The following is a 24,698-nucleotide window of genomic DNA, read 5'->3' on the forward strand; positions in this document are numbered from 1 at the left end:
GGTGCAGATGCTGGCGTACCACGCGGCGTTGGCGCGGGGGACGGACGTGGACAAGCCGCGGAATCTGGCGAAGGCGGTTACGGTGGAGTAAGCGGAAGGCGCCGCGGGCTTGGGCTCGCGGCGCTGGTTGCGGCTGGTGTTGCGACGGTAATAGCGACAGCAAAGGCAAGATCAAAATGGATTCCGGCGTTCGCCGGAATGACGGATCGGGAGTGGCGCTGGCCGATGATCGCCGCGCACCTTTCACCCCGTCATTCCGGCGAACGCCGGAATCCATTTTGCTTTTCCCTTCGCCCGCGCTCGGCGAGAGCCGAAGCGTTCCCGCCGCAGCTCAAGCCAGCAACATCGGCATCAGCGCCTGCACCTGCCGCTGCAGGTCCTGCGCCGCCGCGGCGTCGCCGCTGGCCTGCCGCAGCAACGCGCGCTGGAACAACCCGTCCAGCAGCGCATACGCGGCTTCCGGCGTCGTCGCCGGCTCGCGCCGCATCAGTTCGGCGTAGCGCGACACCACGCGCCAGACCATGTCCTGCAACAACAGGTCGATCTCGACCACGTCGGCGCGCAGGAACTGTTCGAACAGCGCCTGCGAGCGCAGGTCGTACCACAGGCTGTGCACCGAGGCGTCGTTGCGCAGGGTCTCGCCCAGGCGCTGCAGGAAGCCGGCGACCAGGCCGTCGACGTCGGCGGCCTGCGCGACCACGTCGTCGTAGCGGGTGGCGCAGCGGGTCTTGTACTCGCGGATGCTGCAGCTGATCAGGTCGAGCTTGTCGGTGAAGTAATAGTGCAGCACGCCGTGGCTGTACTCGGAGTTCTGCGCGATCTCGCGCAGGCTGGTGCGCGCATAGCCCAGGTCGGCCAGCGTCTGCAGCGTGGCCTGGGCCAGCTCGCTGCGGCGCTGGGCGAACTTGTCCGCCGGCGGCGTCGCCGCCGGCCGGCGCGCGGGCGGCTTGTCGGCGCCGGAGCGCGCGGCGGCGGTCCGCGCCGCGGACGCGCGGGCGGCGGAGGCGGACTTCGCGGCGGATTTGGCCCGCGGGCGGGATTCGGGGGGCACATCGGCTCTCGGGCACGGGTTCGCCCCGATCTTGCCATTGCGCGGCGCAGCATGACAATCGTCCAAAGATAACTTTACAGTCGTCCAACAGTTGCTGGACGAGTGTCAAGATTCCTCGCCGCGGGCGCTTGAAGCCGGCCGCGGCGGACAAGACCGCCGGTTCGCGCCCCTCGATGGGCCCGCTCCGGGCGGGCGGTTGCAGGTGGGCCCGGCCACGCCGGGCGTTTGCGCGCGGGCCCGGCCGAGCCGGGATTCGCGGACTGAAGTCATCACACCGACGGAGAGCGACATGGGCGAGCGGAGTTTGGCGGGACGCAAGGCGCTGGTGACGGGCGGGGCGCGCGGGATCGGGGCATCGATCGCCGCGGCGCTGTCGGCGGCGGGCGCGTCGGTGATGATCGGCGACATCCTCGAAGACGCCGGCCGGCAGACCGCCGCCGGCCTGGGCGAGCACGGCAAGGCCGGCTTCGTCCGCCTCGACGTGGCCGACGACGCGCAATGGCAGGCGGCGGTCGCCGCGACCGTCGCCGAACTCGGCGGCTTCGACTTGCTGGTCAACAACGCCGGCATCGAGATCACCTCGTTGATCGTCGATGTCGAGGCGGCCGACCTGCGCCGCATGTGCGAGGTCAACATCGTCGGCGTCGCCCTGGGCATGAAGCACGCGTTCCGGGCGATGCGCCCCGGCGGCGCGGCCGGGCAGGGCGGCAGCGTGGTCAACATCGCCTCGGTCGCCGCGACCATCGCGTTCCCGGCGATCGCCGGTTACTCGGGCACCAAGTCGGCGGTGGACCGGATGACCCGGGTCGCGGCGATGGAGGCCGGCAAGCTCGGCTACGGGGTGCGGGTGAACTGCCTGTATCCGGGCCTGATCCCGACCGAGATGGGCATGAAGCTGGCCAACGACATCGTCGCCAACGGCCTGGCCGCCGACGTCGGCGCGGCGGTGGCCGGCGTGGTCGAGCAAACCCCGCTGGGGCGGCTGGCCGAAGTGGGCGACGTCGCCGACGCGGTGGTGTTCCTGTCTTCGCCGCAGGCGCGCTTCATCACCGGCGCCGGCTTGCCGGTCGACGGCGGCATGGGCATGTGAGCGCGCCGCGCGCACCGATCTTTCCAGGGAGAAAACGATGAGCGACAAGCGACCCGTGGTGGTCTACGGCGCGTCCGGCTACACCGGCCGGCTGATCTGCGAATACCTGCGCGAATACGGCATCGGCTTCATCGCCGCCGGCCGCAGCCTCGACAAGCTCGATGCGGCGATGCAGGCCAACGTGCCCGGCATCGAGACCGCCGACTACGAAACCGTCGCGGTCGAGCACAGCGTCGCTGCGTTGACCGAATTGTTCCGCGGCGCGCGGGTGGTGCTCAACACGGTCGGGCCGTTCAGCCGCTTCGGCAACGAGGTGGTCGAGGCCTGCCTCGCCGCCGGCTGCCATTACGCCGACACCACCGGCGAGCAGGACTGGCTGATCCATCTCGACCAGACCTGGGGCCAGCGCTTCGGCGACGCCGGATTGCTGCTGTCGCCGGGCATCGCCCACATGTACACCACCGGCGAGATCGCCGCGCAGCTGTGCCTGGAAACGCCGGGCCTGGACACGCTCGACATCGCGGTGTTCTGGGGCGGCAGCCCGACCATCGCCTCGACCCAGACCATCCTGGTCAACGCGGCGATGTCCAAGGCCTATTACCTGCAGCAGAACCGCTACGTGGAGTGGGAGCCCGACGCCGGCCTGTACTCGTTGTCGATCCCAGGCCAGCACGAGGCCGCGCTGGCGCTGCCGTGGGGCGGCACCTCGCATCCGGTGTGGTTCAAGCGCGATCCGCGCGTGGCCAACGTGCGCGTGCTCGGCGGCGTGTTCAACAAGCCGCTGATGCAGGGCGTGCCCAAGATCGTCGCCGCCGCGCTGGAGGCGACCAAGGACCTACCGCCCGACGCGCGCTACGCCGCGCTGGCGCAGACCGCCGCCGGGGTGATGAACGAGATGCCGCCGCGCGAGAACCCGCGGCTCAACAAGTCGGTCGATTCGGTCCACGCCTCCGGGCCGCTGGGGCGCGCGCATTGCGCGATCTTCGGCAACTGCAACTACAAGCAGACCGGCCTGCTGCAGGCGTTCGCGGCGGCGTGGCTGTTGCAGCAGCCGCCGCGGCGCGCGGGCTTCGCCTCGGCCTGCCAGGCCTTCGGCCACCACGAACTGCTCGGCGCGCTGCGCGGCTTCGGCCTGGTGCAGGCGCCGGTGCTGAGCGTGCACGACTGACCGGGGGAGCGGCGATGCGGCTGACCGACTATCTCGACAAAGGCGCCTCGCTCGGCGCCGACGCGCCGTGCCTGAGCATGGACGGCGAAGACCTGAGCTACGCGCAGGTGCAGGCCTTCAGCTACCGGGTGGCGCGCGCGCTGGAACGCAGCGGCGTCGGGCCCGGCGACAAGGTCGCGATCCTGTCGGGCAACCACGCCACCGCGTTCGCCTGCGTGTTCGGCATCGCCCGCGCCGGCGCGGTGTGGTGCCCGATCAACCCGCGCAACGAGGCGGCCGAGAACCGCGCGGTGCTCGACGGCTTCGACTGCGCGCTGCTGATCTTCCACAGCGCGTTCGCGCCGATGGTCGAGAAGATGCTGCCGCAGTTGCCGAAACTGCGCGCGGCGGTGTGCCTGGACGCCGAGCCGTCGTACGCGATCGCGCTGCAGGCGTGGTTGCAGGACCTCGACGACGCGCCGTTCCAGCGCGAGCCGCCGGACGATGTGGCCATGCTGCCCGGAACCGGCGGCACCACCGGCACGCCGAAGGGGGTGATGCTGACCGGCCGCAATCTGGAGACCATGACCGCGCAGGTGCTGATCGGTTATCCGTTCCGCGGCCGGCCGACGTTCCTGGCGCTGGCGCCGCTGACCCATTCCGCCGGCGTGTTCAGCCTGCCGATCCTGGCCCTGGGCGGGCGCATCGTGGTGATGCCGCGCGGCGACTACGGCGAGTTCCTCTCGGCGATCGCGCGCTACCGCGTCACCCATACGCTGCTGCCGCCGACCGCGATCTACATGCTGCTCGATCACCCGCAGCTCGACGCTGCCGACCTCAGCTCGCTGCAGTGCTTCTGGTACGGCGCCGCGCCGATCTCGCCCGAGCGGCTGGCCGAGGCGCTGCGCCGGATCGGGCCGATGGCGCAGTTCTTCGGCCAGACCGAAGCGCCGATGGTGGTGTCGACGATGGCGCCGGGCGATCACTACGCCGCCGACGGTTCGCTGGCGGCCGCGCGGCTGGCCTCGGCGGGCAGGCCGGGCGCGCTGGTGCGGGTCGCGATCATGGACGCCGACGGCGCGCTGCTGGCGGCCGGCGAACGCGGCGAAATCGTCGTGCGCGGCTCGCTGGTGATGGCCGGCTATTACAAAAACCCGCAGGCCACCGCCGACGCCGCCCGCCACGGCTGGCACCACACCGGCGACATCGGCTACCTCGACGACGAGGGTTTCCTGTACGTCGTCGACCGGGCCAAGGACATGATCATCACCGGCGGCTTCAACGTCTATTCGATCGAAGTCGAACAAGCGCTGCAGGCGCACCCGGCGGTGCAGGACTGCGCCGTGGTCGGGCTGCCGGACGAGAAGTGGGGCGAGCGCATCGTCGCGGTGGTCGAGCTGCGCCGCGACGCGCGCGCCGACGCCGCCGAACTGATCGCCTTCGTCAAGCAGCGCCTGGGCGGGGTCAAGGCGCCCAAGCAGGTCGAACTGTGGCCGACATTGCCGCGCTCCAAGGTCGGCAAGGTCGTCAAACCTGAGATACGCGCGGCCCTGCTGGGCGAACGCGAAACGTCCTAGCGCCGCGCACGGCGCCATCACCGGCACGGGCGCGGCGCGCCCGTGCGCAGGCAACACCATCGCATCGTCGGATCGGGAGGGATCACATGTCGAGCAAGCGTTTCATCGCCGCAGCCGTGGCATTCGCCGTCGCCGGATCGTTCGCGGGCAACGCCGCCGCGCTCGACATCATGCCGGCCGACTACACCGTGCTGCCCAAGGGCACCACGCTGGGGCTGGCCTACCTGCAGCACGCCAGCAGCGACGAGTTCCGGCTCGACGGCGCCGGCAAGGTGCCGCGTTCGAGCCTGGACACCAACCTGGGCATCCTGCGTGTCCTGCACTACAGCCAGATCGGCGACATGCCGGTGGCGTACCAGGCGTTCCTGCCGTTCGGCAGCCTCGACAATTTCAAGGTCGGCGGCGCGCGGCCCGACTACAACGACGGCGTCGGCGACCTGACCCTGGGCTTCACCACCTTCTTCGCCGCGCCGGCCGACCCGGCCCAGGGCACTACCGTGGGCCTGACCTACTACGTGGTGCTGCCGACCGGCGACTACGACCTGGGCAAGCCCGGCATCGGCTCGGGCACGTATACCTTCATGCCGCAGCTCGGCGTGATCCACGGCTTCGGCAACGGCTGGTTTTTCGACGGCGCGCTCGACGTGTCCTGGCAGAAGGACCACAAGGAGCGCGGGATCGAGGTCTCGGTCGATCCGTCCTACCAGGCCCAGGCGTATCTGCGCCGGCAGCTGTCGCCGGCCACCTCGGTCTCGTTCGGCTATTCCGGCGTGTACGGCGGCAAGGCCTACACCGACGACGTCTACGGCATGCAGAAGACCCGCGGCGACACGGTCAAGATCTTCGCCAGCCATATGCTCGCGCCGACCGTGCAGCTCAGCGGCATGCTCGGCACCGAGTTCAACGCGCAGGGCGGGTTCAAGGACGACATCGTCGCCCAGGTCCGCCTGATGAAGATCTTCTGAGGCGCCCGCGCATGCGTTCTTCCGCCCGCATCGCCGGGGTCGGCATGACCCGTTTCGCCAAGCCCGGCGCCAGCCGCGAATACCATGAGATGGCCACCGAGGCCGGCCGCAGCGCGCTCGCCGATGCCGGCCTGGACTACGCCGACGTGCAGCAGGCCTACGTGGGTTACGTCTACGGCGATTCGACCTGCGGCCAGCGCGCGGTCTACGGCCTGGGCCTGACCGGCATTCCGGTGGTCAACGTCAACAACAACTGTTCCACCGGCTCGACCGCGCTGTGGCTGGCGCGGCAGGCGGTCGAGTCCGGCGCCGCCGACTGCGTGATGGCGCTGGGCTTCGAGAAGATGGCGCCCGGCGCGCTGGCCACGGTATTCGCCGACCGCGAGTCGCCGTTGTTGCGCCATGAGGCGGTGCTGGAGGCCTTGCAGGGCGACAGCGCCGCGCCGCTGGCGGCGCGGATGTTCGGCGGGGCCGGGCGCGAGTATCGCCAGCGCCACGGCGTCGCCGACACCACCTTCGGCCGCATCGCGGTCAAGGCGCGCGCGCATGCGGCGAACAATCCGTTCGCGTTGTTCGCCCAGCCGCTGACCCTGGACGAAGTGATGGCCTCCGCGCCGGTCTACGATCCGCTGACCCGCTACCAGTGCTGCCCGCCGACCTGCGGCGCGGCCTGCGCGATCGTGTGCTCGGACGCGTTCGCGCGCCGCCGCGGCATCGCCGGCGCGGTTGCCATCGCCGCGCAGGCGATGACCAGCGATTGCGCCGACAGCTTCGGCGATTCGATGATCGGCATGGTCGGCCACGGCATGTCGCGGCGCGCGGCGCAGCAGGTCTACGAAGCGGCCGGCATCGGCCCGAGGGACCTCGACGTGGTCGAGCTGCACGACTGCTTCACCGCCAACGAGTTGATCAGCTACGACGCGCTCGGCCTGTGCGCGCCGGGCGAGGCCGAGCGCTTCGTGCTCGACGGCGACAACACCTACGGCGGCGCGGTGGTGACCAACCCGTCCGGCGGCCTGTTATCCAAAGGCCATCCGCTCGGCGCGACCGGGCTGGCCCAGTGCGCCGAATTGGTCTGGCAGTTGCGCGGGCAGGCGCAGCGCCGGCAGGTGGCGGATGCGCGGATCGCCCTGCAGCACAACATCGGCCTGGGCGGGGCCTGCGTGGTGACGCTGTACCGGCGCGATTGACCGCGCCGGCGCGGCTCAGCCGAAGGTCGCCGCGAGCAGGCCGGCGTACTCGCGCAGGGCCTGCGCGCTGTCGTCGAGCGAGTCGCGCGACGGCGTCCACGGCTTGGCCGCGGCCTGCGCCGGCGCGTCCGGCGCCAGCGGCAGCGCCGGCAGGCCGGCGCGCTGGAACCATTGCAGCGCGCGCGGCATGTGCAACGCCGAGGTCACCAGGATCGCGCGGCGCCAGCCGCGTTCGCCGGAGATGCGCGCGCTGCGTTCGGCGTTGGCGCGGGTGTCGCCGCTGGCGTCCTCCAGCACCAGCGCCGCGCGCGGCACGCCGAGCTTGACCAGGGCCTCGGCCATGATCGCCGCTTCGCTGACCCCGCCGGTGCTGGCGCTGGCGCCGCCGCTGAGCAGGATCGCCGGCGCGCGGCCGGCGTGCCAGGCGCGCGCGGCCGCGGCGACGCGGTTGCCGGCCAGTTCCGGCGCATCGGCGTCGCCGCGCGCGAACGCGCTGACCCGGCCGATGCCGCCGCCGAGCACGACGATCACGTCGGCTTGCGGCAGGCCTTCGGCGCTCTGGCCCAGGTAACCGCCCTGCAGCGAATCGCGCAGCGCGCCGGCCGCGGCCGGCAGCGACCACAGCAGCGACCACGCCAGCGCCAGTACGCCGAGCGCGAGCGCGCTGCGGCGCCACTGCAGCAGCCACACCAGCGCCGCCAGCGCCAGGCCGGCGGCGCTGGCGTGCAGGGGCTGGGTCAACCACGCGGCGGCGGACATGCGCGGCTCACTCCGGCGTGCGCAGCAGGCCGCGCGCGCCGTCGTCGTCGACCAGCCGCGCCAGCGCGTCGCTCATCGAGCGCGCCTGGCGGTCGCGCGAGTAGGCCGGCGCCGCGGCCAGGCTGGCCTCGCGCAGGCGCCGCATGCGCTCGGGGTCGCCCGCCAGCGCGGCGATCGCGTCGGCCATCGCCGCCGCGTTCTCCGGCGCCACGCACACGCCGCAGCCGGTGCTCTCGACGATCCGCACCGCCTCGCCGCGCGGCAGCGACATCAGCGCCGGGATGCCCATGCCCATGCCTTCGAACAGCTTGGACGGAATCACCGAGGCGAACACCGGGGTGTCGCGCAACGGGATCAGCGACAGGTCGCACAGGCCCCACAGCGTGGGCATCATTTCCTTGGGCTGGCGCGGGATCATGCGCACGTTGGGCAGGGCGCGCTCGGCCGCCATCCGCTCGACCTGCGCGCGCTGCGCGCCGCTGCCGGCGAAGAAGAACACGATGCGCGGGTCGTCGCGCAGCCGTTCGGCCGCCTCGATCACGTTCTCAAGCCCATGGGCCATGCCGTGGGTGCCGAGGTAGCCGACCACGAAGCGGCCGTCGAGGTCGTACTGCTTCGCCATCGCCGCATCGCGCGCGGCCGGGCGGTAGCGCTGCAGGTCCACGCCGTTGAGCACGACGTGGATCTTGTCGGCGTCGACGCCGCGATGGACCAGTTCCTCGCGGAAGGACTGGGTCACCGGCACGATCGCGTCGGCGCTGCGGTAGAGGAACATCTCGAGCTTTTCCAGCACCCGGATCGCGGCGCTGCGCTTCATCGCGCCGACCGCGGTGATCGAGGCCGGCCACAGGTCGCGCAGTTCGAACACGAACGGCCGCCGCTTGAGCCGCGCCAGCGCCCAGCCGCCGAGCGCGCAGAAGAACTGCGGCGAGGTCGCCACCACCACGTCGTGGCGGCGCTCGAACAGCCCGGCCAGGGTGCCGGCGGCCATGAAGCTCAGGTAGTCCAGGGTGCGCTTGAGGAAGCCCTCGTTGGCGGTGATGTAGGTCTTGACCCGCACCACCCGGATGCCGTCGAGCGTCTGCACGCTGCGCCAGGCGTTGCGGTAGCCGGGGAACAGCTTGCCCTCGGGGAAGTTCGGCGCGCAGGTGATCACCGTGACCTCGTGGCCGGCGCGCACCCAGCGCACCGCGTGCTCGTAGGTGCGGGTGGCCGGGGCGTTGCCCTCGGGCGGGAAATTGTCGGTCAGGAACAAGATGCGCATGGCCTCAGCGCCCCCATTCCAGCACCAGGGTCGCGGTGCCCACGCGCGGGTCGATCAGGGTCTCGATCACCGTGCACGCCTCGCGCAGGCCGAAGCCGGCGTGGTAGCGGCCCGGCACCAGCGCATCGCCGCCGGCCTCGCTGCGCCAGCGCAGTTGCGGCGGGCCGTCGCCGTCGCCGGCGGCGCGGATGTCGTGGCCGTCGACCTCGAACTGCGGATGCACGCGCAGGCGCGCGATCGCCTCGCCGAAGCGGCCGTCGATGCGGTCCTCGATGCGCAGCCCGCGCGGCGTCAGCGCCCAGCGCCGGCGATGCAGCGGCCGGCCCTTGAGCCGGCGGTAGCCGTCGTGCGCGGCGCTGAGCCACAGCGATTCGCCGTCGCGGCCGTGCGCGACCGTGCGCGGCCGCGCGCGCCGGGCGACGCGGAAGCTGGCCCACACTTCCGAGGAATCCTGGCCGTCGATCTCGACCGTGTTGTGCGCGGCGGTGCCGCGCTGCCACAGCCGCTCGGGATCGATGTCGTAGCGCGAGATGCCGGCGTTGACCAGCACCCGCCGGCCGCGCAGCGACAGTTCGAAGCTCAGGGTGTCGGCGTGGGCATGGCCGGGCAGGTAGTCCGGGCCGATTTCGCCGACATCGCAGATCAGCACCGCCTCGCCCGACTGCAGCCGCGCGTAGCCGGACTGCGGCAGCAGCTGCAGCGGCTCGCGCGAGGCCGGCGGCGGCTCGATGCCGAGCGCGCGGGCGTAGTCGTGCAGCGCCGCCAGCGACGGCGCGATGCCGAGCGCGGCGTCGTTGAAGAAGGCGATGCCGCCGTCGGGATGGGTCATCACCGCCAGCCACGCCAGCATCGACCGCGCCTTGTCGCGCCACAGCTGCACGTCGCGCTCGGGGAAAGCGTCGGGGTAGACCAGGGCCAGCTGGACCAGGTCGAGCAGGTCCTCCAGCAGGATCGCGTGGTACATCGGGCTGCGTTCGAAATGGCCGCCGTCGGCGAGGATCTGCTCGTCGATCTGCGCGCGCAGGCCGAACAGGCCCGCCTCGCGCCAGCGCACCGCCTCGGAGCCTTCGAAGAACGCGCCGGCGAACAGCAGCGCCTTGTAGTTCGCCCACAGATGGTTGCCGAGCAGGTGCCGTTCCAGCCGCCCGCGCAGGAACCGCACCTGGGTGGCGAGGCTGTCGAGCGCGGCGCGCGCGCGCGCGGCGTCGCCGAACAGCTGGCCGCCGCAGCGCCACTTGATCCAGTTGACGATGCGCAGCGACAGGCAATACGGCTCCCAGCCGTTGCCGGCCGGCGGCGGGTTGTCGGCGATCCAGCGCGCGATCAGGTCGCGGTGCCAGTGCTCGCGCGAGGCCGCGCCGTCGGCGTTGAGGTCGTCGAAGTAATGCAGGTTGTACAGCCACAGCTTCGGCAGCCGGGTGCTGTTCCAGTCGTTGGCGCCGGCCTCGCGTTCGTCGTTGAGGAAGCGGAAGCGGGTCGGCCCCAGCATCGAGGGCGCGCGCGCGCAGGCGATCCAGCCGCGCTCGAAGGCGGCCATCTGCGGCGCCGGCGCGTGGGCCACGCGCGGGCGGTGCAGGCGGTGCCAGGCGCGGCCGTAGATCTGCACCGGGCGCAGATGGCGCACGGTGTGCCACAGCCGCGGCAGGCGCGTGGCCAGGCTCATGCAGCGGTCTCCGCGGCGCGGCGCGCGCTCATACCGACGCGTCCAGTTCGAGGGTGACGCGCGCGACTTCGAAGATTTCCTCGGCCGGAATCGGCGGCGGCGCTTCGCCGCGCGCGGCGCGCATGAACGCCTGCGCGCAGGCGGCCTGGCCCTTGTCCTGGCTCCACAGATTCATCTTGGCGAAGCCCGGCCAGCCGTAGCCGCGCAGCTTGCGGAAGTTGTCCAGCGCCAGCACCCGGCCGGCGGCGAACACTTCCAGGCGCTCCTTGGGGAAGCTCTTGTGGCCGTTGGCGAGGTAATGCACGGTGCCGAACGAGCCGTCGGCGAAGCTCAGGGCGAAGCTGACCCGGTCGCTGCGGATGCCGACGCCGGCGACGTTGCCGACCGCGGTCAGCTGGTGGCCGACGATCGGCGCGCCGGCGAGGAAGCGCAGCAGGTCGACGAAATGGCAGGCCTCGCCGATCAGGCGGCCGCCGCCGGCCTGCGGGTCCTGGGTCCAGTGCTCGGCCGGGATCGCGCCGGCGTTGACGGTCATCACGAAGCTCTTGGGCTCGCGCACGCCGGCCAGCAACTGGTGGATCTTCTGCACTTGCGGGGCGAAGCGGCGGTTGAAGCCGACCATGAGCACCGGCGGCACGCCGTACACGGCCTGCTCGGCGTGCGCCTTCTCGATGGTCTGCAGCTCTTCCATCGTCAGGCACAGCGGCTTTTCCACGAACACGTGCTTGCCGCGGCGCAGCGCCTTGAAGGTCAGTTCGGCGTGGCTGGCGTGCTGGGTGGCGATCACCACCGAGCCCACCGCCGGATCGCGCAGCACCGCGCTGGTGTCGGTGCTGGCGTGGGAGAAGCCGAACTTCTTGCCGAAGTGCACGCTGCCCACGCCGTTGGCGGTCACCACCGTGTGCAGGCGCGCGCCGGCCTTGGCGAAGGCGGGGATCAGCACGCGTCCGGCGTAGTTGCCCGCGCCGATGAAGGCCACCGCGTTGCGGTCGGCGTCGGCGCCGGCGGGCTCGCGCACGCTGGTGGCCACCGGCAGCGGGATGTGGCGGCGGATCAGGTGGTCGGCCATTTCCTCGCTGCGGCCGTAGTCGAGCACGATGCCGAGCGACGGCCCGCCGCCGCCGAGCACGCCGTAGGCGGCCTCGGCCTCGGCGATGGGATAGCGGTGCGAAACCAGCGGCTGCAGCTGCAACGCGCCTGCGGCCATCATGTCCAGCACCGCCTCGAAGTTGCGCTGTTCGGTCCAGCGCACGAAGCCGACCGGATAGTCGTTGCCGCGCTCCTCGTAGGACGGGTCGTAGCGGCCCGGACCGTACGAGCACGACACCTGGAACGACAGCTCCTTCTCGTAGAAGTCCGCGCGCGACAGCTCCAGGCCGGTGACCCCGACCAGGACGATGCGGCCGCGCTTGCGGCACATGTGCGCGGCCTGCGACACCGGCTCGTTGCTCTTGCTCGACGCGGTGATCAGCACCGCGTCGACGCCGCGTCCGCGCGAGAACGCCTGCGCCGCGGCGACCGGGTCCTCGCCCTTGGACAAATCGACGGTCTGCGCGCCGTAGCTGCGCGCCAGCGCCAGCTTGGCCGGGTCGAAATCGATGCCGAGCACGCGGCAGCCGTGCGCGCGCAGCAACTGCACGGTGATCAGGCCGATCAGGCCCAGGCCGGTGACCACCACCGCCTCGCCCAGGCTCGGCTGGACCAGGCGGATGCCCTGCAGGCCGATCGCGGCGAGCACGGTGAAGGCGGCGGCTTCGTCGCCGACCTCGGCCGGGATCTTGGCGCACAGGTTGACCGGCACGGCGACCACTTCGGCGTGCTTGCCGTTGCTGGCGACGCGGTCGCCGAGTTCGAACCCGGTCACGCCGGGGCCGACGCCGATCACCGTGCCGACGTTGCAATAGCCCAGCGCCAGCGGCTGGTCGAGCTTGCTGCGCACCGCGTCCAGCGTGGTGGTCAGGCCGTCGGTGCGGATCTTCTCCAGCACCATGCGCACCTTGTCGGGCTGCTGGCGCGCCTTCTGCAGCACGTTGGCCTTGCCGAACTCGACCAGCATGCGTTCGGTGCCGGCCGAAACCAGGGTGACGTGGCTGCGGATCAGCAGTTGCCCGCGGCGCAGCGCGGGAGCGGGGACGTCGGCGACTTCGGTGCTGCCGTCGCGCAGGTTTTGCAGGACTTGGTGCATGGGAATTCCGGGATTGCGATGCGGGGGAGGGGCGCGCTCAGGGGCGGGGCGCTGCGGGACGGGCGGGCTGGACGCGGCTGGACTGGATGAAGCTGCGGGTGACCGGCACCCAGTCGCGTTCGCCGCCGCTGACGCGCTTGCTCCAGATGACCGCGCCGTCGGCGGCGCGATGCAGCTGGTCGAGCTGGAATTTCCAGTAGTCGGAGGCGACGAACTCGCCGTCGCGCGGGGTCTTGTCGTGGTACTGCGGCCACACGAACGGCAGCACCGGCTTGGCCGGATCGAGCTTGCGCGCGGCCGCGACCATGTTGTCCAGGCGCCGGCGCCAGCGGTCGCGGTCGTCGTCGACGGTGTAGAGCGAGGGGAAGAACATATCCACCGACCCGGCCAGCTGCTTGCCGCGCGCGGGATCGTTCTTGTCGATCGAGCCGGGGAAGCCGTAGTAGCCGATCTGGCGGCCGGGCGCGGCCTCGCGCGCCCAGCGCGCCAGGGTCTGCAGCTTGTCGAGGTTGGTCGCCGACAGCTGCGGGTCCTTGGCCAGGTTGATGTGCTCGAAGTCCAGCACCAGCGGCCCGGGATTGCCCAGGCTGGCGCGCACCGCGTCCTTGTAGCGCTTTTCGTCGGGCATCGTGCCCTTGGCCAGTTCCGGCAGCTGCGGCTCGCCGAGCAGGTTGGAGCGGGCGATGTCGAGGTGGCGGTCGTCGCCGTCGGTGTACTTGGTGTTGTTGTAGAGCTTGAAGTCGCGCGCGGCCGCGGCCGGCGCCGCCGTCAGCGCGAACGCGAGCAGCGCCGCGGCGAAGGCAAGGGTTCGCAAGGTCATGATTTTAGCTCCGCGCATTCGGCGATCACCCGCGCCATCGCCGTGTCCCAGGCCTCGTAGCGCAACTGGCGCAGGCCGGCGCGGCGCGCGTCCAGCAACGAGCGGTCGGCGTCGATGCGCAGCAGTTCGCGCGCCAGCTGGGCGCCGTCGCCGTAATCGGCCAGGAAACAGGCCTGGCGCTGTTCGAACGGCGCCGAGGTGAACAGGCCGGGGTTGGTGAAGAACGGAATTTCCAGCGCGGCGCAGTCGAACCATTTGTTCGGTTCGGCCAGGCGGTTGATCTCCAGCGCCGGGTCGTAGAAGGCCAGCACCGCGTCGGAATCCAGCAGCATCGCCAGCGCCTCCTCGTTGCTGACGATGCCGCGGTAACGCTCGCCCAGGCTGTCGGCCAGGCGCTGCGCGTCGGGCCCGAGCAGGCGGCCGGCGGCGACGAAGTCGATCCGGCCGGCGCAGGCGTCGATGGCCTCGCGCATCATCGCGGCGCCGCGCTCGGGCGAGATCAGCCCGCTGACCAGCACCCGCAGGCGGCCGTCGCGCGGCGGCAGCGCCGCGGCGAGCTGGCGCGCGCGGGCGATGGTGTCGGTGTGCGGGGTGTTGCGCACCACCCGCACGTTGTCGCTGTCGTTGCCTTGCGTGCGCGAATCGCCCGGCACCACGTGCAGCGCGGCGCGGCGGCCGACGAAACGCTCCAGCCACTCGATGACGCGCTTGGCCGGCGCCGGCCAGGCGTAGCTCTTGGACAGCTTGTCGCGGTCGAGGAACACGTAGCGGCAGCGGCGCACGCTGGAGACCAGGGCGCAGGGCAGGGCCGCGTCCAGGCGCGAGCAGAAATACACGCCGGCGCGCGGCTGGAAGAACACCCGAACCGTCAGCCACAGCACCCACAGCGCGTAGCCCAGCGCGTTGACTGCGCCGCCGCCCCAGGAGCCGAAGCTCAGCAGCACCCGCACCTTGGGCAGGTCGCGGGCCTGCTTGTCGCGGCTCCAGATCCAGAACTCGTACGGCACCTGCGCGCTGTCGAGCACCTTCGACAGTTTCGCCAGGTACGGGTTCTTCAGGTATGGATTGCCTTGGCCGAGGATGATGGCTTGCATTGGGTTCGGGGGTCGGGAATGGGGAATGGGGTGTCGGTGGGACGGGTCAGTGGGCGGCGGGCCGTAAGGGCGGTGGGCGTTGCGCGACCGGCGCGGCGCGGATCACGAACGCGGTCGACAGCGCGTAGAACATGCACAGGTACAGTTCCTTCGGGCTGGTGATGTCGCCGCTGAACATGGCGTTGGCCAGCGAATAGATCGACAGCGCGCACAGGAAGGTGGCGACGAGGTCGCGGCCCTGGCTGCGCTTGGCGCTGCGGTACAGGCGCACGATCGCGTAGACGATCAGGGCGAAGAAGAGCACGGTGAAGATCAGTCCCGGTTCGATCAGGGTCTCGATCAGCAGGTTGTGCGGATACGGCTGCAGCGCGCCGCTGGCCTCGAACGCGCCGAAGCCCTTGCCGAACAGGGTCTCGCGCAGCATCGCGAACGACACGTCGTACAGGTTCATGCGCAGCACGTCGCTGCCGCTGTAGTTGCTGACGAACAGGCTGGCCAGCCGGTCCTTGATCCCGTCCGGCGCCAGCGCGGCCGCGGCCACGCCCAGCAGCAGCACCGCCAGCCCGGCCGCCCAGACCTTGCGCGAGAGCAGCAGCGCGCCGCGGTTGGTCAGCACCAGCAGCACGCCCAGGCCGAGCAGCAGCGACAGGATCGGCCCGCGCGAGCCGGCCAGCACCAGCGCCGCCACGCACGGCAGGATCAGGGCGACGCGCAGGGCGCGCAGGCGGGTCTCGGTCAGCAGGCGGTACGCCAGGAACATGATCGCGGTGCCGGCCGCGCGCGCGATCCAGATCGGATTGCCGTCGCCCTGCATCAGCCGCTGCGCGCCGGTGTCGGCGCCCTTGTTCATCGCCAGCGCGGCGATGCTGAGCGCGAAGCACAGCGCCACGTAGATCTTGACGAACTGCTCGGCCGCCGCGCCGCGCAGCACGAAGCAGGCGCAGTAGGCGCAGAACACCAGGATCAGGTAGAACTTGAGTTCCTTCGGCCGGTGGCCGATGTGGGTGTCCAGGTACGCTATCTGGGCGAACGCGATCAGGCACACGATCGCCGGCAGCAGGCAGGCGAAGCGGTTGAGCCCGCTGTAGGACAGCGACAGCCCGCCCAGCACGATGGTCGCGGCGATCGCCGCGTACTGGACGAGATCGGTGTCCACGGCGAAGAACACCGAGGCCCAGCCCGACAACAGGAACAGGCCCAGGCAGGCCGGCGCCAGCAACAGCTTGGGCGCGGGAATGCGCATCGCGTCGCGTCCGTCCTCAGCCCGCGCGCGCGCCGGCGAGCGCGGCCTGCTTCAGCGCGGCCTGCTCGACGGGGCCGACGCCGGCGCCGCGGGTCGCGCGCTCGACGTACTCGGCGACCGAGCCGACCACCTGGCCCGGATTGCCGACCACGATGCTCAGCGGCGGAATCGCGCCGCGCACCACCGCGCCGGCGCCGACGATGCAGCCCGCGCCGATGTCGGCGCCGGGCATGATGATCGAGCCGGTGCCGATGAAGGCGTGGCGGCCGATCGAGATCGGCTTGATCCGCCCCTGCGGTTTGTCGAACTTCAGCCCCAGTTCCTTGGCCACGGTGTGGATCGCCCAGTCGTGGGTGAGGATGCGCACGTTGCTGGAGATCGTGCAGCCCTTGCCGAGCCGGATCAGCGAGTAGTCGGTGCCGTCGAACCAGATCTTGGCCGACAGGTAGTTCGGCCGGTCTTCGATCTGCGCGCCTTCCGAACGCAGGAACCACACGTACAGGCGCGTGACCAGGCCGGGCTTGATGAACCAGCCCAGGCGGATGAGGCTCAGCACGACGGCCTTCTTGAGCAGGCGGAATACTTTCATGGGCATGCTCCTATGGACTTTTGCCGGCCGCCGCGGGCCAGCGCAGCTCGCGGCGGTTGCAGGTGGCGAAAACGACGAGTTGCACGGTCGAGGCGACCGCGTAGGCGATGGCCACGCCGGTGGCGCCGGCGCCGAGCTTGAGCGCCAGCGCGGCCGCGCCGATCAGGCTGGCGGCGAAGGCGGCGTTGCCCAGCAGCATCACCGCCGGGCGCCCGTCGGCGGTGGCCTTGCGCATCAAGATGGTGGTCGGCGCGGTCGCCACCGCCGACAGCAGCAACCATTGCAGCGGCACCACCGCTTCGGCGTAGGCCGGGGCGAAACGCGCCACCGCCAGCGGCGCGGCCATGCCGAGCACGCCGGCGAGGCAGGCGGTGACCACCACCAGCAGGGCGATGGACTGGCGCAGGGTGCTGGCGGCTTCCTCGCGCGCGCCGCGCACGATCGCCGCCGACAGCATCGGCAGCGCCGCGTTGGCGACCACGCCCATGCCGAACAGCAGGATCGAGCGCGCCTGGTTGCCGAGCGCGAAATGGCCGAGTTCGGCGTCGCCGCGCGCGCTGTGCGCGAGCATCGCCATCGACAGCCAGATCGCCGGCATGGTCAGCAGGCCCGACAGCGAGGAGGGCAGGCCGAGCCGCCACACCACCGCCCAGTCCTCGCGCGTGGTCTTCGACCACGCCAGCGGCTCGGCGTGCTCGCGCCGATAGCGGCGCAGCACCCGTTCCTGGCCGATCACGATCAGCCATTGCGCGGCGATCGCGCCGTACATGGCCCAGCCGATGTCGCGCCGGGTCGCCGCCGCCCACATGATCGCGAACACCACCGGCGCGGTCAGCAGGTTGGCCGCGGCCTGTTGCTTGACCTTGTGCAGGGCCAGCGCCACGCCGTTCTGGATCGCGCCGACGAAGCCGGTCAGCACCAGCAGCGAGGAACTGGCGTAGACCACCGCCAGATCCGCCGAACCGCCGAGCCTGACCGCCAGCGGATACGCGCAGGCCAGCAACAGCGCGGCGAACACCAGCGAGGCCAGCAGCGCCGAACCGTAGGACACGGTCAGCGCCGCCGAGACCCGGCCGCCGTCGCCGCGCGCGACCGCCTCGGCCACGATCTTGGTCGCCATCTGGCCCAGGCTCAGCGCGCAGAACGTGGTGAACAACAACGCGGTGGTCTGGATCAGGGTGAACTGGCCGAACGCGGCCGGGCCGAGGTAATGCGCGGCCGCCAGCACGCCGGCGAACAGCGCGCCGCGCGAGGCCATCGCGCTCACCGCCGACAGGCTGGCCGTGCCGATCAATCGCCGCATCATGGCCGCAGGGTCCTGCGCGCGTTCATGGGTTCGCCTGCGCTCAGGTCCAGATGCCCTTGGTGTCGACGATCTTCATGTGCGCGGGCATGGCGTGCTCCTTGAAGGGCTTGTGGTCGACCAGCAGCACCGCGATGTCGGCTTCGCGGCTGGCGGTGGACAGGTCGGACAGCACCACGTTGGGCGCGTTGAGCCTGGCCGGCAGCGCCTCGATGTGCGGCTCCACCGCCAGCACCGGGCCGGGGTGGCGCTGGGCCAGCTCGATCGCGATGCCCAGCGCCGGGCTTTCGCGCAGGTCGTCGATGTCGGGCTTGAACGCCAGCCCGAACACCGCGATCTTCAGATCCTTGTCCTGCTTGCCGGCGGCCTTGGCCTCATTGATGGCGGCGTCGATCTTGTCCATCACCCAGCCGGGCTTGCCGTTGTTGACCTCGCGCGCGGTGCGGATCAGGCGGGCCTCGGCCGGCGCGCTGTCGACGATGAACCACGGGTCCACCGCGATGCAGTGGCCGCCCACGCCGGGGCCGGGCTGCAGGATGTTGACGCGCGGGTGGCGGTTGGCCAGGCCGACCAGCTCCCACACGTTGATGCCGAGCTTGTCGCAGATGATCGACAGCTCGTTGGCGAAGGCGATGTTGACGTCGCGGAACGCGTTCTCGGTGAGTTTGCACATCTCGGCGGTGCGCGCGTTGGTGACGATGCACTGGCCGCGCACGAAGCTCTTGTACAGTTCGGCCGCGCGCTGCGAGCAGCGTGGGGTCATGCCGCCGATGACGCGGTCGTTCTCGACCAGCTCGCGCATCACCTGGCCCGGCAGCACGCGTTCGGGACAATGGGCGACGTTGACGTCGGCGGCCTCGAACGCGTGCTGCGGGAAGCTCAGGTCCGGGCGCGCCTCGGCCAGCCACTGCGCCAATTGCTCGGTCGCGCCGACCGGCGAGGTCGATTCCAGCACCACCAGATCGCCTTTCTGCAGCACCGGCGCCAGCGCCTTGGCCGCGGCTTCGATGTAGGCCAGGTCGGGCTGGTGGTCGCCCTTGAACGGCGTCGGCACCGCGATCAGGTAGGCGTCGGCGTGCTCGGGCGTCAGGCTGGCGCGCAGGAAGCCGCCGGCCACCGCGGCGCGCACGGCGACGTCGAGGTCGGGCTCGACGATGTGGATCTCGCCGCGGTTGATCGTGTCCACGACCGAGGCGGTCACATCGACGCCGATCACGCGCTTGCGCACCGCGGCGAACGCGGCGGCGGTGGGGAGGCCGATGTAACCCAGGCCGATGACCGAGACGGTGTCGAAACTCATAAAGGCTCCAGTGATCCTGCGTGGGGGCAGGCGTTGCTCAGGGATGCGCGGATGCGTGGTTTGCGCAAGGCATGAACCCGCGCCGCCGCGCCGCGCAGGGCGCGGGCGGCGCGGGTGGGGCGTCAGGCGGCCAGCAGCGAGTCTTCGCGGCGGAACTGCGCCAGCGCGGCGACGATGCGCTCGCACGCCAGGCCGTCGCCGTAGGGGTTGTGGGCGAAGCTCATCGCTTCGTAGGCGGCGCGGTCGCCGAGCAGTTCGCTGATGCCGGCGCAGATCAGCTCGCGGTCGGTGCCGACTAGCTTGACCGTGCCGGCGGCGACCGCCTCGGGCCGCTCGGTGGTGTCGCGCATGACCAGCACCGGCTTGCCCAGCGACGGCGCTTCTTCCTGGATGCCGCCGGAGTCGGTCAGGATGATGTGGGCGCGGTTCATCAGGTACACGAACGGCAGGTATTCCAGCGGCTCGATCAGGTGCACGTTGGCGATCCCGCGCAGCAGGCGGTTGACCGGCTCGCGCACCTGCGGGTTGAGGTGCACCGGATAGACGATGTCGATCTCCGGATGGCGCAGCGCGGTGTCGCGCAGCGCCTCGCAGATGCGCTCGAAGCCGCCGCCGAAGCTCTCGCGGCGATGGCCGGTGACCAGCACCACCTTGCGCTCGTCGCGCAGGAACCCGAACTGGGCGGCGATGTCGCGGCGCAGCTGCGGGGTGCGCTCGATCCGCACCAGCACGTCCTTGAGCGCGTCGATCACGGTGTTGCCGGTGATGGCGATGCGCTCGTCGGGGATGCCTTCCTCGCGCAGGTTGCCGCGCGACAGCTCGGTCGGGGCGAAGTGGATCGCCGCCAGCGCGCCGGTGAGCTTGCGGTTGGCTTCCTCCGGCCACGGCGAGTACAGGTTGCCGGTGCGCAGGCCGGCCTCGACGTGGGCCACCGGAATCTGCTGGTAATACGCGGCCAAGGTCGCGGCCATCGTGGTCGAGGTGTCGCCGTGGACCAGCACCACATCGGGCTTGAGCTCGGCCAGCACCGCCTTCATCCCGGTCAAGATCGCGGTGGTGACGTCGGTGAGGTCCTGCTTGGGCTTCATGATGTTGAGGTCGAAGTCCGGCTCGATCTCGAACAACTGCAGCACCTGGTCGAGCATCTGCCGGTGCTGGCCGGTCACGCACACGCGCGCGTCGAAGCGCGGGTCCTGCGCGAGCATCTTGGCCAGCGGCGCCATCTTGATCGCTTCGGGGCGGGTGCCGAACACGCACAGGGTCTTGATCGCCGGGCCGAGCTGGGCGGAGGCGGCCGCCGCCGGCGCCAGCGGGGCGAAACCGCCCGCGCCGGCGGCTTCGTTCAAGGCGCTGCGCGCGTACGCGGCGGCGCCGGCGGGGCCCGGCGCGGCGGACGCCGGCTGGCGCTCGCGCTCGCGGCCCGACGGGCCCTGCTGGGCGAACGCGAGCTGGCGCGGCGGGCGCGGCAGCCAGTCCGGCAGCTTGTTGCGGTCGCCGTTGCTCAGGGTCAGCGAATACAGGCCGAGCATGGCGAAGAACGCGAGCAGCCCGAACATCGTCGGCAGGTTGCGCAGCGCGTAGCCGACGGCGACCAGGGCGCAGGCCAGGCCGACGATGGTCAGCAGCGCGGTCTTGGGCGAGCGCTCGCGGTCGATCAGCAGATAGTGCAGGTGCTGGCGGTCGGGCTTGAACGGCGACAGGCCGCGGCGCACGCGCCGGTACATCAGGTTCAAGGTCTCCAGCAGCGGCAGGGCGATGCACCACAGCGCCTCGGCGGCGTCGATCCGGGCCGGGCCGCGCTGGCTCAGGTAGATCAGGCTCCAGGCCATCACGTAGCCGATCAGCATGCTGCCGGCGTCGCCCATGAAGGCCTTGCGCCCGTTGATGCCGCCCAGGTTGACGAACAAGAACGGCAGCAGCGCGACGAACAACAACGCCAGGCTCGGCAGCGCGCCCTTGTCGAGCACGTTGCCGCGGTCGAACAGGAAGATCGCGCCGATGCAGACCAGGGCGACGCTGGCGGCGAGCCCGTCGATGCCGTCGAGCATGTTGAAGGCGTTGATCGTGCCGACCACGGCGATGACCGTGACCGGTACGCCGAGCCAGCCCAGGTGGATCGCCCCGGTGCCGAACAGGTCGCCCACCTCGTCGAGCCACACGCCGCTGCCGGTGATCATCAATCCGACCGCGATCGACTGCACCAGCAGGCGCGTGCGCACGCTCAGGTCGCGCGCGTCGTCGAACGCGCCGAGCGCCACCACCAGTGCGGCGGTGGCCAGCAGGCTCATGCTGTAGCGGTCGCCGAGCTGCAGGTACAGCGCGCCGGCGAGCAGGCCGAGGAAGAAGCTGATGCCGCCGATGACGGGGATCTCGCCCTTATGCTGCTTGCGCGCATCGGGGCGGTCGACCAGCCCGAGCCGGGCGGCGCTGGGATGCAGCGCGTACATCGACAACGCAGTGATCGCGACGCTGAGTGCGCCCGCAATGACGAATTGTTCTTTCATCATGACCATCGATTCCAAGGTAAGTCTTCGGTAGACCCATCCGACGACCGCCCCCTTCGGTCAATGCTTTGTACTGCCGCGCGTCCGCCGCGCTGGCCGGACGCTTGCCGCGGCGTCAGCCGGCGCTTCGCGCCTGCCTTCGCCTGTGGCTTGCGAACGCGGAAACAATCTTTCGCGTTTGCTTGCCCGGAATGTGTGCTTCGCACGTGCACTCTCGGCGGACGGCATCGTGCCACTCTTGGATTGCGAAATACTGTGCGCCCGTAAGTCGTTTGCCGATGGGATTCAGGAAACGTGAGTGGTTTCGCGTCTGCAACGAATCGGAAATTTTTCTTCGCCAAGCCGAGTGCTTGACATCGCATTGCGCATCCGACGCGCATGGCGAAATCGCCGAGAAATCAGGTGATTTTCGGTGGGCTTGGCGCGTTCGCGGAAGGCGCGCGCAGGCCGCTTCGCGCGATGCGCGCGCCACGCGCGGCGTGGCCGCGGCGCGGGTCGGAAAAGTTGCGGCGGAAATCATCGTCGGCTTTCCTCTCGCGAAAGCGAAACCCGCTTTCGCAGTTGGTTGGCGCGATCCTTGCGTTGCTGTCGCGCGACGCGCTGCGGCGTCGCGGAACCCGGATGCAGCGGTGCGTGCGGCCCGGCGCGTCGCGATCACGCGCCGGAGCGGTACTCGTAGCCGTAGGCGTAGTGGGTGTCGTGGCGGCGCTCGACCGCGTTGAACACCGCACCCTTGAGGTCGATGCCGTTCTGCTCGAAGCGCTGTACGGCCAGCGCGAGCTCCTTGGCGGGATTGAGGCCGAAGCGCACCACCATCAGGCAGGTGCCGGCGTGGCGGCCGATCAGGGCCGCGTCGGTCACCGCCAGGATCGGCGGCGTATCGACGATGACCAAATCGTACTGCAGCGCCGCGGTCTTGAGCACCGCGCCCAGTTCCGGCCGCATCAGCAGCTCGGACGGATTCGGCGGCGCCTCGCCGCGCGGGATGAAGAACAGGTTGTCGATCGGCGTGCGCCGGGTCGCGGCGGGGATGTCGATGCGCCCGGCGAGCAGGTCCGACAGGCCGTTGCGCGGGTCCTGGCCGAGCACCTTGTGCAGGCTGCTGCGGCGCAGGTCGCCGTCGATCAGCAGCACCCGCTGGCCGCCCTGGGCGATGGTTGCGGCGAGGTTGGTGGAGACGAAGGTCTTGCCGGCGCCGGGGCTGGAGCCGCAGATCATCAGGATGTTGTTGCCGGCGTCGAGGCGAGCGAAGTGCAGGGCGGTGCGCAGGCTGCGCATGGCCTCGATCGCCAGGTCGTTGGGCGCGTCGATGGCCAGCAGGTGCGGCTTGCCGTTGTGGCCGCCGCCGGCGCGCAGCTTGCGTCCGGCCTTCTCGTGATCGCGCTGGAACGCGCTCATCGGGATCGAGGCCAGCACCGGCAGGCCGATCTGCTCGATCTCGGCCACCTGCTCGACGCCGCGGTTGAGCATCTGCCGCAGGAACACATAGGCCACGGCCAGGAAGCCGGCGAGGAAGGTGCCGATGGCGACCGCCAGCGCGCGCTTGGGCTTGACCGGCTGGCTGGTGTCGACCACCGCGCGGTCGACGATGCGGGCGTTGCCGACGGTGCCGGCGCGGGCGATGTCGAGCTGCTGGGCCTGGTTGAGCAGGTTGGTGTAGGTCAGGGTGCTGACCTGCACCTCGCGGGTCAGGCCGATCAGTTCCTGCTGGGTCTGCGGCAGGGTGCCGATGCGATCGTTGATCTTCTGCTTGCTCGCCTCCAGCTCGCCGATCTGCGCCATCAGCGCCTTGTAGGCCGGATGCGCGGGGGTGTAGCGGCGGGTCACCTCGGCCTGCTGCAGGCGCAGCTGCGAGATGCTGGTGTCCAGCGAGACGATCTGGTCGAGCAGCGACTTGGCGTCGAGGGTGATGTCGACGGTGTGCGCCTGCGACTGGTACCGGGCCAGGGCGTGCTCGGCCTTTTCCAGATCGCGGCGCACGTTGGGCAGCTGCTTGTTGACGAACTGCAGGCTGTTGGCGGCTTCGGCCGAGTTGCGCTCGATGTTCTGGCGGATGTACTGGCGGGTGATCGCCTCCAGCGTGGCCTGGGCCAGGACCGGGTCGCCGAGCTCGTAGCTGAGCTGGATGATGCCCGAGTCCTTGGCCTTCTCGCTCGCGGTGAGGTTGTTCTGCAGCGAGGCGATGATGCCCAGGCGCGCGAGCTGGGTGACTTCGAAGCGCATGCCCGGATTGGCCAGCAGGCGCTCGACCTTGAGCCTGGCGCCGCCGCCGACCGCGAGCTGGCCGGCGTCGCCGCCGAGCAGGCGCTGGTCCTGGTCGTCGAACAGTTCGAAGCTGCCGTTGGCGCCGGCGATCAGGGTCAGCGGCTTGCCGACCAGGTCCAGCGGCACTTCGAGTTCGGCGATGTCGAGCGTCTCGCCGCCCCAGCCGTAGCGGCTCAGGCCGAACCACGGCGCGGCGACTTCGTTGCCGGTGCCGGGCTGGAAGCGGCGCGCGATCGCCGCGCCGATCAGCGGGAAGCGCGCGGGCTCGACCTGCAGGTCGAGCTTGAGATCGTCCACCGCCTTGCCCAGCGTGGTGCGCGAGGTCAGCAGCGACACTTCGGTCATCGCCTGCGGCGCCGAATCGGTCAGCGCCTGCGAGACCGCGGTCAGGCCGGGCAGGGTGGGGGTCTTGGACTCCACCTGCACCATCGCGTTGGCCTGGTACACCGGCGCGGCGAGCAGCGCGTAGGCCACGCTCAGGGCGAAGCCGAGCGCAGTGGCGGCGCCGACCAGCCACTTGTGGTCGAGCAGGGTGCCCAGCAGCGCGGCCAGGTCGATTTCGTCGTTGCCGGCGTCCTGGCGCGGGCCGGACGTGGTGGAAACTGCCGCCATTGGGGGGAAGGCCTTGGATGGGAAGTGGAGCGACGCGCCCGCGGGCGCGCTTGCGGATCGGGCCTGGCAACGCGTGC

18 protein-coding genes are annotated in these 24,698 nt (G+C 70.8%); 5 read left to right on the forward strand and 13 right to left on the reverse strand.

Annotated elements, in window-relative coordinates:
- Window positions 1-331: 331 nt before the first annotated feature.
- Complete coding sequence (locus BLV01_RS07055; RefSeq protein WP_091795947.1) at window positions 332-1,051, reverse strand: TetR/AcrR family transcriptional regulator; 720 nt, start codon at window positions 1,049-1,051, stop codon at window positions 332-334.
- Between the two features lie 289 nt (window positions 1,052-1,340).
- On the opposite strand from BLV01_RS07055, the gene BLV01_RS07060 reads away from it, so the two are divergent.
- The 5 genes from BLV01_RS07060 (at window position 1,341) to BLV01_RS07080 (ending at window position 7,020) form a co-directional block, all read left to right on the forward strand.
- Window positions 1,341-2,141 (forward strand): SDR family NAD(P)-dependent oxidoreductase, encoded by an 801-nt coding sequence (locus tag BLV01_RS07060; protein ID WP_091795950.1) that lies wholly within the window; start codon window positions 1,341-1,343, stop codon window positions 2,139-2,141.
- 37 nt (window positions 2,142-2,178) lie between these two features.
- Complete coding sequence (locus BLV01_RS07065) at window positions 2,179-3,309, forward strand: DUF5938 domain-containing protein (RefSeq protein ID WP_091795952.1); 1,131 nt, start codon at window positions 2,179-2,181, stop codon at window positions 3,307-3,309.
- A 14-nt stretch (window positions 3,310-3,323) separates the two neighbouring features.
- Window positions 3,324-4,865, forward strand: coding sequence for an AMP-binding protein (locus tag BLV01_RS07070; protein ID WP_091795957.1), 1,542 nt, complete (start codon window positions 3,324-3,326; stop codon window positions 4,863-4,865).
- An 86-nt stretch (window positions 4,866-4,951) separates the two neighbouring features.
- On the forward strand, window positions 4,952-5,830 hold the full coding sequence (locus BLV01_RS07075; RefSeq protein WP_091795960.1) for a transporter: 879 nt from the start codon (window positions 4,952-4,954) through the stop codon (window positions 5,828-5,830).
- An 11-nt stretch (window positions 5,831-5,841) separates the two neighbouring features.
- Window positions 5,842-7,020 (forward strand): lipid-transfer protein, encoded by a 1,179-nt coding sequence (locus BLV01_RS07080; protein WP_091795963.1) that lies wholly within the window; start codon window positions 5,842-5,844, stop codon window positions 7,018-7,020.
- Between the two features lie 15 nt (window positions 7,021-7,035).
- Here the strand turns inward: BLV01_RS07080 and BLV01_RS07085 are convergent, their stop codons facing one another.
- The 12 genes from BLV01_RS07085 to BLV01_RS07140 form a co-directional block, all read right to left on the reverse strand.
- Window positions 7,036-7,779 (reverse strand): YdcF family protein, encoded by a 744-nt coding sequence (locus BLV01_RS07085; RefSeq protein ID WP_091795966.1) that lies wholly within the window; start codon window positions 7,777-7,779, stop codon window positions 7,036-7,038.
- A gap of 7 nt (window positions 7,780-7,786) precedes the next feature.
- Entirely contained in the window at window positions 7,787-9,043 is a 1,257-nt protein-coding gene (locus tag BLV01_RS07090; protein WP_091795969.1) for a glycosyltransferase family 4 protein, read from the reverse strand.
- Window positions 9,044-9,047: 4 nt separating this feature from the next.
- On the reverse strand, window positions 9,048-10,706 hold the full coding sequence (locus BLV01_RS07095) for a heparinase II/III family protein (protein ID WP_091795973.1): 1,659 nt from the start codon (window positions 10,704-10,706) through the stop codon (window positions 9,048-9,050).
- Between the two features lie 28 nt (window positions 10,707-10,734).
- On the reverse strand, window positions 10,735-12,891 hold the full coding sequence (locus tag BLV01_RS07100; protein WP_091795976.1) for a bi-domain-containing oxidoreductase: 2,157 nt from the start codon (window positions 12,889-12,891) through the stop codon (window positions 10,735-10,737).
- A 37-nt stretch (window positions 12,892-12,928) separates the two neighbouring features.
- Window positions 12,929-13,711: a hypothetical protein gene (locus tag BLV01_RS07105; protein WP_091795979.1), complete on the reverse strand. Its 783-nt coding sequence runs from the start codon at window positions 13,709-13,711 to the stop codon at window positions 12,929-12,931.
- The gene (locus BLV01_RS07110; protein ID WP_091795982.1) at window positions 13,708-14,805 is read right to left on the reverse strand and encodes a glycosyltransferase family protein; all 1,098 of its coding nucleotides are present in this window, start codon (window positions 14,803-14,805) and stop codon (window positions 13,708-13,710) included. Before BLV01_RS07110 ends, BLV01_RS07105 begins: the two co-directional genes overlap by 4 nt.
- Before the next feature lie 46 nt (window positions 14,806-14,851).
- On the reverse strand, window positions 14,852-16,048 hold the full coding sequence (locus BLV01_RS07115) for an O-antigen ligase family protein (protein ID WP_091795985.1): 1,197 nt from the start codon (window positions 16,046-16,048) through the stop codon (window positions 14,852-14,854).
- Between the two features lie 16 nt (window positions 16,049-16,064).
- Entirely contained in the window at window positions 16,065-16,637 is a 573-nt protein-coding gene (locus tag BLV01_RS27050; RefSeq protein ID WP_175485810.1) for an acyltransferase, read from the reverse strand.
- Between the two features lie 10 nt (window positions 16,638-16,647).
- Window positions 16,648-17,943, reverse strand: a complete 1,296-nt coding sequence (locus BLV01_RS07125) for an oligosaccharide flippase family protein (protein WP_091795992.1) — start codon at window positions 17,941-17,943, stop codon at window positions 16,648-16,650.
- A gap of 40 nt (window positions 17,944-17,983) precedes the next feature.
- The gene (gene wecC / locus BLV01_RS07130) at window positions 17,984-19,240 is read right to left on the reverse strand and encodes a UDP-N-acetyl-D-mannosamine dehydrogenase (RefSeq protein WP_091795995.1); all 1,257 of its coding nucleotides are present in this window, start codon (window positions 19,238-19,240) and stop codon (window positions 17,984-17,986) included.
- Between the two features lie 122 nt (window positions 19,241-19,362).
- Window positions 19,363-21,744 (reverse strand): non-hydrolyzing UDP-N-acetylglucosamine 2-epimerase, encoded by a 2,382-nt coding sequence (gene wecB, locus BLV01_RS27160; RefSeq protein WP_175485811.1) that lies wholly within the window; start codon window positions 21,742-21,744, stop codon window positions 19,363-19,365.
- A gap of 654 nt (window positions 21,745-22,398) precedes the next feature.
- Window positions 22,399-24,621, reverse strand: a complete 2,223-nt coding sequence (locus BLV01_RS07140) for a polysaccharide biosynthesis tyrosine autokinase (RefSeq protein WP_091796002.1) — start codon at window positions 24,619-24,621, stop codon at window positions 22,399-22,401.
- Between the last annotated feature and the right edge of the window lie 77 nt (window positions 24,622-24,698).

Source organism: Lysobacter sp. yr284 (genome assembly GCF_900107375.1).
Lineage (GTDB): Bacteria > Pseudomonadota > Gammaproteobacteria > Xanthomonadales > Xanthomonadaceae > Lysobacter.

Bases quoted from the DNA above. Each gene is read 5' to 3' on its own strand.
- BLV01_RS07060 (WP_091795950.1), top strand. From the start codon at position 1,341: ATGGGCGAGCGGAGTTTGGCGGGACGCAAGGCGCTGGTGACGGGCGGG.
- BLV01_RS07065 (WP_091795952.1), top strand. From the start codon at position 2,179: ATGAGCGACAAGCGACCCGTGGTGGTCTACGGCGCGTCCGGCTACACC.
- BLV01_RS07070 (WP_091795957.1), top strand. From the start codon at position 3,324: ATGCGGCTGACCGACTATCTCGACAAAGGCGCCTCGCTCGGCGCCGAC.
- BLV01_RS07075 (WP_091795960.1), top strand. From the start codon at position 4,952: ATGTCGAGCAAGCGTTTCATCGCCGCAGCCGTGGCATTCGCCGTCGCC.
- BLV01_RS07080 (WP_091795963.1), top strand. From the start codon at position 5,842: ATGCGTTCTTCCGCCCGCATCGCCGGGGTCGGCATGACCCGTTTCGCC.
- BLV01_RS07085 (WP_091795966.1), bottom strand. From the start codon at position 7,779: ATGTCCGCCGCCGCGTGGTTGACCCAGCCCCTGCACGCCAGCGCCGCC.
- BLV01_RS07090 (WP_091795969.1), bottom strand. From the start codon at position 9,043: ATGCGCATCTTGTTCCTGACCGACAATTTCCCGCCCGAGGGCAACGCC.
- BLV01_RS07095 (WP_091795973.1), bottom strand. From the start codon at position 10,706: ATGAGCCTGGCCACGCGCCTGCCGCGGCTGTGGCACACCGTGCGCCAT.
- BLV01_RS07100 (WP_091795976.1), bottom strand. From the start codon at position 12,891: ATGCACCAAGTCCTGCAAAACCTGCGCGACGGCAGCACCGAAGTCGCC.
- BLV01_RS07105 (WP_091795979.1), bottom strand. From the start codon at position 13,711: ATGACCTTGCGAACCCTTGCCTTCGCCGCGGCGCTGCTCGCGTTCGCG.
- BLV01_RS07110 (WP_091795982.1), bottom strand. From the start codon at position 14,805: ATGCAAGCCATCATCCTCGGCCAAGGCAATCCATACCTGAAGAACCCG.
- BLV01_RS07115 (WP_091795985.1), bottom strand. From the start codon at position 16,048: ATGCGCATTCCCGCGCCCAAGCTGTTGCTGGCGCCGGCCTGCCTGGGC.
- BLV01_RS27050 (WP_175485810.1), bottom strand. From the start codon at position 16,637: ATGAAAGTATTCCGCCTGCTCAAGAAGGCCGTCGTGCTGAGCCTCATC.
- BLV01_RS07125 (WP_091795992.1), bottom strand. From the start codon at position 17,943: ATGATGCGGCGATTGATCGGCACGGCCAGCCTGTCGGCGGTGAGCGCG.
- wecC (WP_091795995.1), bottom strand. From the start codon at position 19,240: ATGAGTTTCGACACCGTCTCGGTCATCGGCCTGGGTTACATCGGCCTC.
- wecB (WP_175485811.1), bottom strand. From the start codon at position 21,744: ATGAAAGAACAATTCGTCATTGCGGGCGCACTCAGCGTCGCGATCACT.
- BLV01_RS07140 (WP_091796002.1), bottom strand. From the start codon at position 24,621: ATGGCGGCAGTTTCCACCACGTCCGGCCCGCGCCAGGACGCCGGCAAC.